10 protein-coding genes are annotated in these 15,040 nt (G+C 60.1%); 7 read left to right on the top strand and 3 right to left on the bottom strand.

Annotated features, from left to right (window positions below; all coding sequences use genetic code 11):
- Positions 1 to 77: 77 nt before the first annotated feature.
- From METUNV2_RS19490 to METUNV2_RS0105170, 7 genes are all read left to right on the top strand, one after another.
- Positions 78 to 1,736 (top strand): phosphoethanolamine transferase, encoded by a 1,659-nt coding sequence (locus METUNV2_RS19490; RefSeq protein WP_081618507.1) that lies wholly within the window; start codon positions 78 to 80, stop codon positions 1,734 to 1,736.
- Positions 1,733 to 2,386: a winged helix-turn-helix domain-containing protein gene (locus METUNV2_RS20325; protein ID WP_018228435.1), complete on the top strand. Its 654-nt coding sequence runs from the start codon at positions 1,733 to 1,735 to the stop codon at positions 2,384 to 2,386. The genes METUNV2_RS19490 and METUNV2_RS20325 overlap by 4 nt, the downstream gene beginning before the upstream one ends.
- Before the next feature lies 1 nt (position 2,387).
- Positions 2,388 to 3,170: a phosphatase PAP2 family protein gene (locus METUNV2_RS19480; protein ID WP_081618506.1), complete on the top strand. Its 783-nt coding sequence runs from the start codon at positions 2,388 to 2,390 to the stop codon at positions 3,168 to 3,170.
- A gap of 55 nt (positions 3,171 to 3,225) precedes the next feature.
- A complete protein-coding gene (locus METUNV2_RS0105190; protein WP_018228434.1) occupies positions 3,226 to 4,215 on the top strand; it encodes an IS5 family transposase in 990 nt (329 codons plus the stop codon).
- A gap of 220 nt (positions 4,216 to 4,435) precedes the next feature.
- Positions 4,436 to 6,229: a Mu transposase C-terminal domain-containing protein gene (locus METUNV2_RS0105180; RefSeq protein ID WP_081618505.1), complete on the top strand. Its 1,794-nt coding sequence runs from the start codon at positions 4,436 to 4,438 to the stop codon at positions 6,227 to 6,229.
- A 15-nt stretch (positions 6,230 to 6,244) separates the two neighbouring features.
- Complete coding sequence (locus METUNV2_RS19335; protein WP_018228431.1) at positions 6,245 to 7,171, top strand: TniB family NTP-binding protein; 927 nt, start codon at positions 6,245 to 6,247, stop codon at positions 7,169 to 7,171.
- Positions 7,168 to 9,390 carry a TniQ family protein gene (locus tag METUNV2_RS0105170; RefSeq protein WP_018228430.1) on the top strand — a complete coding sequence of 741 codons (2,223 nt, stop codon included), beginning with the start codon at positions 7,168 to 7,170 and terminating at the stop codon, positions 9,388 to 9,390. The genes METUNV2_RS19335 and METUNV2_RS0105170 overlap by 4 nt, the downstream gene beginning before the upstream one ends.
- Before the next feature lie 546 nt (positions 9,391 to 9,936).
- Here METUNV2_RS0105170 and METUNV2_RS0105165 read toward each other — a convergent pair.
- The 3 genes from METUNV2_RS0105165 to ampD form a co-directional block, all read right to left on the bottom strand.
- Positions 9,937 to 11,088: a ribonucleotide-diphosphate reductase subunit beta gene (locus tag METUNV2_RS0105165; protein WP_018228429.1), complete on the bottom strand. Its 1,152-nt coding sequence runs from the start codon at positions 11,086 to 11,088 to the stop codon at positions 9,937 to 9,939.
- Between the two features lie 93 nt (positions 11,089 to 11,181).
- Complete coding sequence (locus METUNV2_RS0105160) at positions 11,182 to 14,052, bottom strand: ribonucleoside-diphosphate reductase subunit alpha (protein WP_018228428.1); 2,871 nt, start codon at positions 14,050 to 14,052, stop codon at positions 11,182 to 11,184.
- Between the two features lie 293 nt (positions 14,053 to 14,345).
- The gene (gene ampD, locus METUNV2_RS0105155) at positions 14,346 to 14,924 is read right to left on the bottom strand and encodes a 1,6-anhydro-N-acetylmuramyl-L-alanine amidase AmpD (protein ID WP_018228427.1); all 579 of its coding nucleotides are present in this window, start codon (positions 14,922 to 14,924) and stop codon (positions 14,346 to 14,348) included.
- Positions 14,925 to 15,040 lie beyond the last annotated feature (116 nt).

Below are 15,040 nucleotides of genomic sequence, written 5' to 3'. Positions count from 1 at the left end.
AACTGTCTCTTCCGCGTCTCAACCCTAAGGTTGAGACGCCTCAATGAACACGCACTGATTGGGTGAGGAGTCACTCTATGCTTCGTGAGAATTCTGCACGAACGGAGGGCTGGTCTCAGTTCTCCGTAATGGCGTTCGCATCGCTTTGGATTGTTCTTCTTTGCAATCGGGCTTTCTGGACGCGCCTGATTGATGGCCGCGATTTGACGCGGCTTGATGATGTCCTGTTCGTGGTCGGCATCGGGCTGACCTTGGCAATGATTCTCAATGTGGTCTTGGGTGTTCTGGCAGTTGGACGCCTGAGACGGCCGGTACTGATCTTTTTTGTTGTGTTGGCTGCTACGACCAGCGCCTTTGTCGACAGATATGGCGTAGGGATTGATAGAACTATGGTTCAGAACGTCTTTGAGACCGATCCGGCAGAAGCAGCTGAGTTGGTCGATGGACCGTTCCTAGCTTGGGTTCTCGTCGTGGGAGTACTACCGTCCCTGTGGTTGGCACGAGTAAGAGTACGAGTTCGAGAAGGCTCTGCGCTTCGCACGGTCATGTGGCGCTCGGGCTTTGTCGTCGTGAATCTGATTGGTGCTGTACTTCTGTTCGCAATCTTCAGCGCAGAGTACGCATCGGTAATCAGGAACGATCGAGGGCTTCGGTATCAGTTCAACCCCCTGAATGCTGTCTATTCGACTTTTCGATACGTTCAACCAAAGCAAACCACGCCATCCACCGTTCACGTCGGGCTTGACGCTTCTCGTCCCGAGGTAAGACGAGGCTTAACCAGTCCAAGCATTTTTGTACTTGTCGTTGGCGAGACCGCACGTGTTACCGATTTCTCGCTCGAGGGGCATGAGCGAAGGACAAATCCTCAGCTCGAAGCTGCGGACGTTCTCTCCTTTGACAACGTAACCTCGTGTGGGACGTCGACCGCAGTATCACTACCGTGCATGTTCTCCGATCTTGGACAGCGGTCATACAGCGAGGAAGCATTCAGGGGCCGGGAGAATTTGTTGGACGTCCTTGCTCGTGCCGGTTTGGACGTGGTCTGGTTGGACAACAACTCTGGCTGCAAGAAGCTGTGTGATCGCGTCGAATCGCAGAACCTTGCAAAGGAGACTGACCCGCGATTCTGCCGGGATGGCGAGTGTTTTGACGAAATTCTGGTCGATCGGTTGCGGACGAGGTTATCAGACCTGAAGCGAGACACCGTATTTGTTTTGCATCAGAAAGGGAGCCACGGTCCGGCCTATTGGCGACGTTATCCGCCTGAGTTCGAGTTCTTCAGGCCGGTCTGCCAAACCATTAATCTGGATGACTGCTCAGCTGATTCGTTGCACAACGCCTATGACAATACCATTCTCTACACTGATCACGTCCTAGCAAGAATCATAGAGACGCTAAAGGAGTCACCAAATGTAGGGGCTTCTTCAATGCTCTATGTGAGCGACCATGGCGAGTCTCTGGGTGAAGCAGGAATTTATCTCCATGGAGCTCCCCGTTCAATTGCTCCGGAAGTTCAGTTTCAGATCCCAATGATTTTTTGGGCGTCGTCTAGTTTTTTGAAGGATCAACGGCTGTCCATGGAGTGCTTGCAGGCGCAAGCTAGCCGGACGTTGAGCCACGACAACCTGTTTCATTCAGTCCTTGGCGCACTTGATGTGCGCACCTCCGCATACAAGACGGATCTCGATCTGTTTGCTCCTTGTCGGGAGGCCTCACCAGTTGAGGCGGCTCTATGAGGATCCTTGTCGCTACAGATGATCTCTCCCTGCGCGAGCACCTCGTTGGGGCGCTTAAGCAACACTGGTATAGCGTGGAGGCAATCAATACCGCGTCGGAACTGATTTATTCACTCACATCCTTCGAGTGGGGCGGATTGCTACTTGGACCAACGTTTGCAGGGACTGCACTGTGCACTCATCTTGCGTCCCTTCGGTCGCGTTTTACGTCCCTTCCAATTTTTGCGCTCGTTCAGCCAGGCACCCGTCTTAGCGAGGCGTTCAACGCCGGCGCAAATGATGCGGTGATGTCGCCCCCGGATCTCGACGAGGTACTCTCACGGCTACGAGAGCTTGATAGACGTAACAGTGGATCGATTGCGAGCGTGCTAGATACGGGGTCGGTGGCGATCGATCTGGGAGCGAGGTGCGCGATAGTGGGTGATTGCGAGATTCCCCTCCGGCGACGGGAGTTTCAAATATTGAAGCACTTGATCGCTCACGCCGGGCGTGCTGTTGCGGCAGAGGCGCTCTGTCAGTGCGTATATGGTTGGGACGAGGACCTGGGCAGTAATGCTCTGTACGTACACATCCACAACCTGAGGCGAAAGCTCCCACCAGATACCATCATCACCGTAAGGGGTGTGGGTTTCATGGTGAAGACCCGGTGACATGAGTCACTTCGGGCGATTGAGGATGAAATCATCTTCGAAGGAGCAAAGTGCCAGCGCGCAGCGGCATGGGTATTCAAGCAGAGGAGCAAGTAAGGCTCCTCCATCCAGCTCATCGCGAAGCGACGCCGATCTCTGGTTGGTGGCGCTAGTGTGTCTGCTTCTTGCCCTCTTTGCATCGCGTTGGAGCGGCGCCGATCTGTGGTTGTCCAGGCAGTTCTTCGATCCAGGTTCCACTCGCTTTCCACTACGGGAGGCGGAGTTGTGGTCGGGCTTGCTTCATGACGGCTTCAAGTGGCTTTCGCTGACGATTTGGACCGGCTTGCTGTGCATCCGTATATCGGGTATCGGAAGTCTTCACTTGAGGATTGCATCAAGAGAGCTGAATTTTGTTCTGACCGCATCCCTATTCATTGTTCTCGCAACCAGCTATGCCCGAAGCATTTCTCTTCATAGCTGCCCTTGGTACTTGACTCAATTCGGTGGATCAGCCGAGTTCTTTAGATTGCTGGATGTCGCTCCAAGCAATGCGGGCCCGGGACGTTGCCTGCCCAGTGGTCATGCATCGAGCGCTTTCATGTGGCTGGCAGTTGTCCCGATTCTCAGCGGACACAAACGCAGGAACTTGCTTGTGGCCGTGCTGGCTCTTGGCCTTCTGGCGGGCGTGGTTCAGGTCGCAAGGGGAGCACATCTTGCATCACATGTGCTGATGAGCGGAGCTTTAGGTGCGCTTGCGGCGGCTCTGGCACATCGACTGCACATCCGCCGTCTAAGGAAACACTGATTTAACCCCGTCCCCGTAGAATGCCCAAGTCATCCCGATACGCTCAACCCTCCCGATGAAACAGCAAACCAGCTTCGCCGATCTCGAGTACTCGGCGCGCCGCAAGCCGACGCGGCGGGAGAAGTTTCTGACCGACCTGGATCGTCTGGTGCCGTGGTCGCAGCTGGTGGCATTGATCGAGCCGCACTACTACCGCGGCGAGCGCGGTCGTCCGCCGGTCGGGTTGGAAACGATGCTGCGCATGTATCTGTGCCAGAACTGCCTGGGCCTGTCGGACGAAGGAATTGAAGATGCCATCGTCGACAGCATCGCGGTGCGTCGCTTCGTGGGCATCGACCTGATCGAGCGTCAGGCGCCCGATGCCACCACGCTGCTGAAGTTTCGCCGCCTGCTCGAACGTCACGAGATGCCGGTGCGCATCTTCGCGCTGATCCGCGAACAGCTCGGTCAGCAGGGGCTGATCCTGCGCGAAGGCACGATCGTCGATGCCACCTTGATCGCTGCGCCCCCCTCGACGAAGAACAAGGAGGGCGAGCGCGACCCCGACATGCACCAGACGAAGAAGGGCAAGCAGNGGTATTTCGGCATGAAAGCGCATATCGGTACGGATGCGCACACCGGCATCGTTCATTCGCTTGCCGCCACGGCGGCGAACGCGTCCGACGTGAGCCAGACGCACAAGCTGCTGCATGGTGAGGAGAAGCACGTGCATGCCGACGCTGGTTACCAGGGTGCAGGCAAGCGTCCCGAACTGAAAGACTGCCCGGCCGAATTCGTGATCGCACGCCGGCGTACGACTTACAAGAGGCTGGACAAGACGGACCCGAGACGCCAACTCATCGAGCAGGCGGAGCACGCCAAGGCGAGCATCCGCTCGAAGGTCGAGCACGCGTTCCATGTGGTGAAGAACCTGTTCCGGCATCGCAAGTGCCGCTACAAGGGTCTGGCGAAGAACGCGGCGCAGTTGCATGTGCTGTTCGCGATGGCGAATCTGGTGCTGTCGCAGAGAAGTCTGTGCGCGCCCTACAGGACAGGTGCGTCCTGAGGGCGAGAAATCGGGGCGATGAACCCCGAAAGGGCCTCGGGTCGATGATTCGGGGCTGAAAAAGAGCCGAAATTCGATGTCATGACGATGCGAATTTCGGAGTTGCTGCCTCACGGACGAAAAATCCCGGAAGGGTGGCTTTGATCAGCGTTTCCTAAACGCGAAACGACAAAGCGATATCCCATTGCTGCGCTGGCAGGACCTCGCTGCACGGGGACGAATGACAGCGCTTGTCGAGCACGCAGAGTGGCAAGACCTCTACCGTAACGCCGCAAACCTCACGGACAAAGAAGCGGCGACGCATCAGCGTCGCCTCGCCTATGTGCAGGCATTTGAACGAGAGCTCCTCGGACGCGCGCCAACCGAACTCGGACTCATACTGATCAAAAGGGTCGCCGAGGAGCGGTCGGAGAAGCCTCCATCGATCTCTCGCGTCCGGTTCTGGCTGCGCCAATATCGCGAAGCTGGAAGAAATCCTTTGGCCCTCATCACACGAGAGCACCGGACTCGACAGCGTAGGCCCCGTATGAACCACACGGTGATCGAACTTACCCAATCGATCCTCCGTTCAACCTTCCTCGATGACCGACGCCCAAGCGCTCAGGCGATCTATCACCTGCTGTGCGCGGAAATCGAAGGTGAGAATCTAAAACGAAGTCCAGAAGACAAGTTGTGCAAGCCCTCCCGCGCGTCGTTCTACCGGATGGTCGCGGCCCTGGACGCTTACGACGCCGACTTGAATCGCCACGGCAAGCAGTACGCGAAGCGCAAGCACCGCCACGGCGTGCGTATCCACCCACCGTCGATGGTTCTGGAGCGGGTCGAAGCCGACAGCAATTACGTGGACCTGATCGTGGTAGATGAGAACGGCGAGCCGATCGGTCGGCCGGTCCTCACAATTCTGCTCGACATCTTCAGCCGTTGCGTGCTGGGGTGGGACCTTTCGTTCGTTCCCCCGTGTGCCGCGAAAACTCTGCGCGCCTACAAAGACGCCCTTTCTTCGGAAAACGGACGTTTGGCGGGCGGCGCGCCGGTTGAGCTCATTGTCGATGGCGGCTCGGAATTCAGAAACAGCAGCCTGTTCAAGGTGGCGGAGCGCTTTGGTACCTCCGTTCGTATCGTCTCCCCGCGAGAACCCAACGAAAAGCCTCATGTGGAGCGGTTCTTCCGCACCATGAACAGCACATTCGTCCACCTCATGCATGGGACGACTCGATCGTCTCCACAGGATCGAGGTGACTACAAAGCTGTCAAGAATGCGTGGATTCAACTCGACGAATTGCGGGAACGATTCGCGATCTGGCTCGAGCAGATCTATCACAACACCCTGCATTCCGAGCTTGGAATACCGCCCTCAGCGGCCTGGAAGAAGGCGACAGAACTCGACACACCAACGCGTTATCGCGACGAGGGCCTGGACATGGTTTGCCGTAAGTCGGCTGAGCGAACCATTTCTGGCGGGCGCGTGCAGCTTTTCAATTTGTGTTGGACCAGCCCTGCTCTGCCCGATCTGGCGGCCAGACTCGCACAACATCCCGAGAAGGACCGCGTGGTCGTGCTCTACGACGAAACCGATCTCGACCATGTCTTCGTGGTGGATCCCGAAGATTCCACCCGGCTTGTGTGCGCGGACCCCGTGGACCCGCGTTACCAAAAGGGACTCACGCTCACTGAACACCAGGCGGCCAGCAATGCGCTCAAAGCTGCAGGCAAGGAAGCAACGAACACCATCCTTTTGAACCAAGCGCGCAAGCGCCTCTGGGACGAGCTCGATCTCTCAACGACTAAAGCGCGAAAGCGATTCGCTCGGATGCAGAAGGAAAAGATGGCAAGTCGTCTCCGCGCCGCTGGAGATCAGGGTCAGCTTTCCTCGGGTCCGGATACCCGCGCGCGCCCTGCCGAACAGACTCCCCTGCTCGAGGCAACGCTCCCGGCCTTTGAAGAGAGCGCGCAGGGGCAAAACACTGTCGAAGACATCTGGGACGAAGACGGCGACATCTTCAAGTCCCTTTGATCGAGAACGACCAACATGAAACTGGAAAAGCTGCCAACCGGACTCGAAGCGTTTCGGGATGTGTTCTATCAACACGATGACGTGGTGAAGTGCCTTGAAGCCTTCAACGACGTCCTTCGCTTCAATGACGGCCGCCGTGAGCCCGCGTCCCTCGCCATAAGTGGCCGCGCGGGCACCGGCAAGACAACCCTCTGCAATTACCTGCTCGCGCAACATAGCCCCCAAACGCAGGAAGAACCCGAGGGCATCCGCAAGGTAATTCCAGCGTTCTACCAGGCGGTTCCAGCGGCTGCGACGACCAAGGACTTGGCACAGAAACTACTGCTTCGCCTGCAGGTGACCGATATTTCCGGGAACCGTACGCAGCTGACCGAACGACTCGTCCAGAACCTGAAGACGTGTCAGACGCGCTTCTACATCCTTGATGAATTCCAGCACCTCGTGGATCCGAAGAAGGAGAAAACTCACGCAATCGTGCGGAACTGGGTCAAGGACCTGATGAACGAGTCCAAGGTCCCAATCATTTTGGTTGGAACGGAGCACCTGTTGCCGCTTCTGGAGGGTGATGAGCAGATTGAGCGGCGCTTCCGACGCAGATGTTCCCTCACCGAGTTCAGCCTCAACAATGACTATCTCAAGGTTCTAGTGTTCTTTGTTAAGCGTCTGAAGGACCACTGCTCGTTGCAGCCTGGCGCTGCACTGAAGACGCCCCTGTTCGGCCAGCGCATGTACGCCGCCACAGCCGGCAACATGTGCGCGACGAAAGATCTCTTCGTTGAAGCGGCAGATCTCGCACTTCGCAGCCAAAGCGCTGAAATCAACGATGAGCACTTCAAACAAGCATTCGAACGCATTCAGGTCGCTCGCGCGCTGGTTCCGGAAGGCCTCAACCCCTTCACCATGACGGCAGATAGCCTGGAGCTTTCTGGGACGCGTCGATGAACTATCTGCCCTTGCCTATTCCAGGGGAATCGCCTTTGAGTGTGGTGCTTCGTTGCACTCAGGAGAACGGGTACTCGTCGGCAAGCAAGTTCATATACCGCTTGATCAAGAGCCCCGCCCAATCGGTTTTGTTCAGGCGAGGTCATTTCGCCAATAAGCTCGCTGAGCTCTATCCAGACCGGGTCCACGCTCGACTGCTTGCATGCTTCTTCCAGGAATCCCCCAGCGTCTCGTCCCGCAAGCCGGTCCGCGTTCTGAATGCTGAGTTCCCGGGCGACCTGATCCGGTTTTTCTATCAGCCGGTCTGTCCGCAGTGCGCCGAAGAGGGCTATTACCGCGCGGAAACCAGTGTTGCGCTCTTCGAGTACTGCGCCAAACATGGCCAAAAGCTGGTCCGAAAGTGTCCGGAATGCGATTCTCTGTACGGACCTGGTCAGCGCGGCATTGATCAGTGCAGTTGCAAGGCCAAAATATCCACCAACCCACGTATCAGAGGATTCGCGTTTGGTGAGCGACGACTCTACCGGGCCATGGAAGATGGAGACCAGGCTTGGGTGTCGCGCCTGCTCACGTTTGTACGCATTCTCGAAATTGAACGCGAGCCCGACTACGTAAAGCGCTCGAGATTACTCTCCTACGCTGCACTTCTTGCCACGGAAGTGGAGCACGGGGTCCGCGCTTTCGCGCGTCACCAGCAGCGGCGCTATCCGCATCTCATTCCACGGGTTTGGCTAGCACGCCTCCTTGCCAATCATTCGCCGGCACGACAAGCCGCGGAAGATCTTGCCCTGAGACTCTCCCGCGACTACGACGTATCCTACGCAAGACAAACTCCGGAAGCAGTCTCGGACGAAGACCTGTTGCTCCTTCTGGACAGCAGAGCTGCTTCTGCTTCCCTCAGCATCACACCCAACACACTTACGAGTCTGAGCAGCGAAGGCGTCCTGAAGCGCATCGAGCGCAGCTCAATCATCAGAAATCGGTATAGCAGTCACGAGATCTCGGCGCTGATGGCGAGGCTTTCAGCAAGCAGTCGCTCAGAACACCATGGGCCTGAGGATCAGACTCGCACTCACGCATACGCAGACGAATTGGCTGAGCTCGATGCGAAAGTACGAATCGTCGGTCGATTCGACATCGCTCAAGGACTACCCTCTCTGAGGTCAATCAAGATCAAGGATGCACCGAGAACCCCTTCCCGCATTGCGGTACCGTGGGCAGCCGGATCGCGGGAAGAGTTCGACGGGGAAGAAATTCAATCGGAAGATGAAGAGCTCATGGGCCTGCAAGAGACTGCCGAGCGTCTCTGTACTTACCCGGAGGCCGTCCGGCGGATAGAGAAGACCCGCCTGCTCTCCCGCCATGTCCCCTCCGGTGCGAAAGGTCGGCAACCCATGATGTTCGCCGCTAAGGACGTTGAGGCATTCGACCGGCTTTATGTGTTCGTAGGCAACCTTGCAACGCAGTTGGCCACAGGGGCAACCTCCCTATCCGACAAGCTCGCTGCCGTCGGGGTCCATCCGGTATCCGGTCCCAGGATCGATGGCGCCCTGGTCAACGTGTTTCGACGTTCGGACATCGGAAAAGTCGATCTCGAATACGTCAAGACGCTCAAGGACTACCCCACGCGGGCGGGGCGCAAGCCAGCAGGCAGCGTGGCCTACGATCAAACAGTCTGGATGACGGCAGTTGAGGCGGCGGACGAGCTCGCCCTGAACACTCAGCAGATCGCCGCCTTACAGCGCAGCGGGCACTTGCCGGCAGAGGTACCGCCCGATCGGGAAGCAGACAACCGAAACTACTTTCGGAGAACTACCGTCAAGCGATTGAAGGATGAGCTGGCCTCGCTTCGAACGATTGAATCCGTGTCTTCAGAAGTTGGCTTAACGAAGCGGGAGTTCATCGTTCGCTTCATCGAATCCGGCTTCATTGAGTGCGCAGCGCCTCTGGGCGAGGTCCGCGTCAGACAGAGCGACTTGCCAAGAATTCAGGAAAACCTGAATCGGTTCATGAGCGCAGCGCAGGCTGGCACGCTCTTGAACACGCATAGCCGGTATCTGATGAATGCGGAGCGAAGCGGCAGGATCACGAGGGCGCCAGATGACGAGACCAAGATCCCCGGAGTAGCACTGTTCCGCCGGTTCGACGTACTCCAAATGGCAAACATGCCAGAGGTGGAGCCGATTCGAAGAGGCGTGTCGAGGCGATTGAAAGCCTAGTTCCACGCTCCTGACTGTTCCAGCGCGAACTGGGAGGTCCCTTTCCCGATTCCCCGCCGCGGCCAATCAGTGCCAAACACGCCTCCTCCCCCTGGAGCGCGAAGCCCTACTCCACGTCCTTGAGGGTCGAATCCGCCTATTGGCGTCGTAGCCAATGTCTATCGGATCGCGACCTCTCGCCTAGCAACTCTCGTCTCTAATGAGACTTTACGCGTGTCTCAATCGCCCATCTGCCCATGGAGTGGACAGCGTCAAAGTTCTACTTACAGCTGAACTCACAAACCGTGTAGCTGGAACAGGCCTCCTAATCTCGTTTCTAATGAGACGACACTCTTGCCTCTAAGGAGATTCTAGAAACACGGCCGTATCTCGCTGGGCCGAGGGTACGCAACAGCATCGCCCTCGAGTCCGCGTTCTGATCCAGCGTGAGCAAAAGAAAGGGCGCCCGGAGGCGCCCTGAGTTGTGCGTTACTGTCTCAAATGAGACGTTATCGTCTCTAGTGAGATTGCTCTTGTCTCTAATGAGAATCTACGGACGAACAAACCTCAATCCCAACTCAACGCCCCACCCGTCTGATACTCGATCACCCGGGTTTCGAAGAAATTCCGCTCCTTCTTCAGATCGATCATTTCGCTCATCCACGGGAAAGGGTTTTCCGCGCCCGGGTAGAGCACGTCCAGACCGATCTGCTGGGCGCGGCGGTTGGCGATGAAGCGCAGGTATTCCTTGAACATGTTGGCGTTCAGGCCCAGCACGCCGCGCGGCATGGTGTCTTCGGCGTAGCGGTACTCGAGTTCGACTGCCTTGCGGAACAGCGCCTTCAGCTCTTCGCGGAATTCCGGGGTCCACAGGTGCGGGTTTTCGAGCTTGATCTGGTTGATCAGGTCGATGCCGAAATTGCAGTGCATGGACTCGTCGCGCAGGATGTACTGGTACTGCTCGGCGGCGCCGGTCATCTTGTTCTGGCGGCCCAGCGCCAGGATCTGCACGAAGCCGACGTAGAAGAACAGGCCTTCCATCAGGCAGGCGAACACGATGAGGCTCTTCAGCAGCTGCTGGTCGGCTTCGGGCGTGCCGGTCTTGAAGGCCGGGTCGGTCAGCACGTCGATGAAGGGGATGAGGAACTCGTCCTTGTCACGGATGGACTGCACCTCGTGATAGGCGTTGAACACCTCGCCTTCGTCCAGGCCCAGCGACTCGACGATGTACTGGTAGGCGTGGGTGTGGATGGCCTCTTCGAACGCCTGCCTGAGCAAATACTGGCGGCACTCGGGCGCGGTGATGTGGCGGTAGGTGCCGAGCACGATGTTGTTGGCGGCCAGCGAGTCGGCGGTGACGAAGAAGCCGAGGTTGCGGCGGACCACGCGGCGCTCGTCTTCGGTCAGGCCGTTCGGCGACTTCCACAGCTCGATGTCGCGCTGCATGTTCACTTCCTGCGGCATCCAGTGGTTGGCGCAGCCGGCGAGGTACTTTTCCCAGGCCCACTTGTACTTGAAGGGCACGAGCTGGTTCACGTCGGTACCGCCGTTGATGACGCGCTTGTCCTCGGCGCGGATGCGGCGCATGTGCGCGTCACCCTGGGCGGCCGGCGTGGCCGGCGGGGACATCGGCAGGTCACGCACGTCCGGCGCCGGGGTGCGCATCGCCAGGCCCGGTTGCGGGGCGGTCATCGGCAGGTCGTCTTCGAAACTCAGCATTGTTGTTTTCTCCTTCAGTCGGCGCGCGGGCGCGCCGGGTCGTGCGGTGTTTGCGTGCCCCCTGCGCCGGGCGGGCGCAGGGGCGGGCCGTGCTTACTGGCAGGCTTCGCAGGTGGGATCGTCGATCGCGCAGAACTTGGGCGCCGGCTCTTCCGCCTGGCTCGGCACCGCGTTCAGTTCGCCGCCGCGGCCGGTGGATTTCTCGGCGTGGGTGGCGCCCATGGCGCGCAGGTAGTAGGTGGTCTTCAGACCGCGCAGCCAGGCGAGCTTGTAGGTTTCGTCCAGCTTCTTGCCGGAGGCGCCGGCCATGTAGATGTTCAGGCTCTGCGCCTGGTCGATCCACTTCTGGCGGCGCGAGGCGGCTTCGACCAGCCACTTCGGCTCGACTTCGAAGGCGGTGGCGTAGAGCGCGCGGATGTCGGCCGGAATGCGGTCGATGCGCGACAGCGAGCCGTCGAAATACTTCAGGTCGGCGACCATCACTTCGTCCCACAGACCCAGCTTCTTCAGGTCACGCACCAGGTGCTCGTTCACCACGGTGAATTCGCCCGACAGGTTCGATTTGACGAACAGGTTCTGGTAGGTCGGCTCGATGCTGGCATCGACACCGATGATGTTCGAAATGGTGGCGGTCGGCGCGATCGCGAGGCAGTTCGAGTTGCGCATGCCGTAGTTGGCGATGCGGTTGCGCAACGCGTCCCAGTCCATGGTGACCGAGCGGTCGACTTCGAGGTAGCCACCGCGCTGCTCGGCCAGGATGTCCAGCGAGTCGTGCGGCAGGATGCCGCGGTCCCACAGGCTGCCCTTGTAGCTGGAATAGCGGCCACGCTCTTCGGCCAGTTCGGTCGACGCCCAGTAGGCGTAGTAGGCCACCGCTTCCATCGAACGGTCGGCGAACTCGACCGCCGCGTCGGAGGCGTAGGGCGTGCGCAGTTCGTGCAGCGCTTCCTGGAAGCCCATCAGGCCCATGCCGACCGGGCGGTGCTTCAGGTTGGCATTGCGCGCCTTGCCGACCGAGTAATAGTTGATGTCGATCACGTTGTCGAGCATGCGCATTGCGGTGCGGATGGTCTTGCGCAGCTTGTCGTGGTCGAGCACCGGGCCGGCACCGTCGTCCTTCAGGTGGGCGACCAGGTTCACCGAGCCGAGGTTGCACACGGCGATTTCGGTGTCGGAGGTGTTCAGCGTGATTTCGGTGCAGAGGTTGGAGCTATGCACGACGCCGACATGCTGCTGCGGCGAGCGCAGGTTGCACGGGTCCTTGAAGGTGATCCACGGATGGCCGGTCTCGAACAGCATCGACAGCATCTTGCGCCACAGCGACACCGCCTGCGTCTTCTTGAACAGGCGGATTTCGCCGCGCGCGGCCCGCTCTTCGTAGCGGGTATAGGCCTGCTCGAAGGCGCTGCCGTACAGGTCGTGCAGGTCCGGGCAGTCGGCCGGCGAAAACAGCGTCCATTCGCCGTTTTCCATCACGCGGCGCATGAACAGGTCGGGAATCCAGTTCGCCGTGTTCATGTCGTGGGTGCGGCGGCGGTCATCGCCGGTGTTCTTGCGCAGGTCGAGGAATTCCTCGATGTCCAGGTGCCAGCTTTCCAGATAGGCGCACACCGCGCCCTTGCGCTTGCCGCCCTGGTTCACCGCCACCGCGGTGTCATTGACCACCTTCAGGAAGGGGACGACGCCCTGCGACTTGCCGTTGGTGCCCTTGATGTGCGAGCCGAGCGCGCGCACCGGCGTCCAGTCGTTGCCCAGACCGCCGGCGAACTTGGCCAGCAGCGCGTTTTCCTTGATCGCCTCGAAGATGCCGTCGAGATCGTCGGCCACCGTGGTGAGGTAGCAGGACGACAGCTGCGGGCGCAGCGTGCCGCTGTTGAACAGCGTCGGCGTCGAGCTCATGAAGTCGAAGCTGGACAGCAGCTTGTAGAACTCGATCGCGCGCTCTTCGCGGTGGATTTCGTTCAGCGCCAGGCCCATGGCCACGCGCATGAAGAAGATCTGCGGCAGTTCGATGCGGCGGTCGCGGATGTGCAGGAAGTAGCGGTCGTACAGCGTCTGCAGACCGAGGTAGTTGAAGCGCAGGTCGTTGCGGTAGTCCAGTGCCGCGCCCAGCTTGGCGAGGTCGAACTGGGCCAGCTTGGAATCGAGCAGTTCGGCTTCGATGCCCAGCTTGATGTAGCGCGGGAAGTACTCGGCGTAGGCGGTGGCCATCTGCGCCTGCGACACTTCTTCGCCCAGCACTTCGTGGCGCACCGTGTGCAGCAGCAGGCGGGCGGTCACGTAGCCGTAGGCCGGGTCCTGCTCCAGCAGCGAGCGCGCGGCCATGATGGCCGACTTGCGCACTTCCTCGACCGGCACGCCGTCATACAGGTTGGACAGCGTGGCGCTCAGGATGGCGTCGACCGACACCACCTCGCCCAGCGCTTCGCAGGAAGCCTCGATCAGGCCGCGCAGCGCAGCGAGGTCCAGCGGCAGGCGGCGGTTGCCGTCGACCACGTGCAGCACCGGCTCGGCCACGGCCTGGGCCACCTCGTGCTGCTTGGCCGCACGTTCGGCGGCGCGCTTTTCGCGGTAGAGCACGTAGGCACGGGCCACGTCGTGCTCGGCCGAGCGCATCAGCGCCAGTTCGACCTGATCCTGGATGTCTTCGATGTGGAAGGTGCCGCCGTGCGGCTGGCGACGCACCAGCGCCTGCACCACCGAGGTGGTGATGCCGGCCACCTGTTCGCGCACGCGCGCCGAGGCGGCGCCCTGCCCGCCATTCACCGCCAGGAAAGCCTTGGTCACCGCGATCGAAATCTTGGCCGGCTCGAAGCTCACCACCGCACCGTTGCGGCGGATCACCTTGTAGTCGGCGTGCAGCGTCGCAGCGCTCGGCAGTTCGTCGATATTGATCTGATCGATACCGGCGGACGGCGTACGGCTGGTAGCGCTGGTGTGGCCAGCTTCGGCGGTCAATTGCATGCGGGCGTCTCCCGGTGGGCCGTCGAGGGTATCGACGACGGGTTTTGAGATAGGAACGTACGGGGTGGTACGGGGTGCTGCGGAAGGTACTTCCGGCACTCACACCACTAGATCTAGTGGTCGATGAGCACTGAGCTACTAATTCTAGTGAGCCCACCCCTCACCCGCAAGCGCGATTTTTCTGCTAGGCGGTGTCACCGGCCGCATGAAAAGCCCCTGCCCGGTGCAGGGGTTCAGCACCGGAAAAGGCATTGCGGGACGGATTCCGGCGCAAACGCCGGCAGGACGGCGGATCAGCCCGGACGAACCGCGTCCGGCAAGCGTTTCCAGTCGAAACAGGCGCCCGGGTCCACCTTGCGGCCGGGGGCGATATCCGAATGGCCTACCAGGTCGGCCACCGGGTGCCTGCGCTTCAGCGCGGCCACCAGCGCGCTGAGCACCGCGTACTGGGCGTCTTCGTAGGGCAGCACGTTGCAGCCTTCCAGTTCGATGCCGACCGAAAAGTCGTTGCAGCGGCTGCGCCCGCGCCAGCTGGACACGCCGGCGTGCCAGGCGCGGCGCACCGTCGGCACGCACTGCAGCAGTTCGCCGTCGCGGCGCACCACGAAATGCGCCGACACCCGCAGCGGCGCGACATCGACGAAATACGGGTGAGCGGCCGGATCGAGCCGGTTCAGGAACAGGTCCTCGATATAGGGGCCGCCGAACTCGCCCGGCGGCAGGCTGATGCAGTGCACCACCACCAGCGACACCGGGTCAGCGCCGGCACCTGCTTCGTCGGGCCGGGCATCGTCGGGCCGGGCATCGTGATTCGGCGACTCGACCCGGCGGGCAGCGGTGCACCAGCCGTCGGCGTCTATCGTCAGTTCCATGACCGCATCGCTCCAGCGCCGCGTTTCAGGCTCAATCGGCCGCCATGGCCCGTGGGAGCGGCGCCCCGCCGCGATTCCGCGGTGGATCGGGAGCGTGCGGTGTTCGACGGGCGCAT

Origin of the sequence: Methyloversatilis universalis EHg5 (genome assembly GCF_000378945.1) — a bacterium.
GTDB classification, from domain to species: domain Bacteria; phylum Pseudomonadota; class Gammaproteobacteria; order Burkholderiales; family Rhodocyclaceae; genus Methyloversatilis; species Methyloversatilis universalis_A.
The sequence above is the reverse complement of the archived record's forward strand: the minus strand, read 5'-3'. Positions and strand labels throughout refer to the sequence as shown.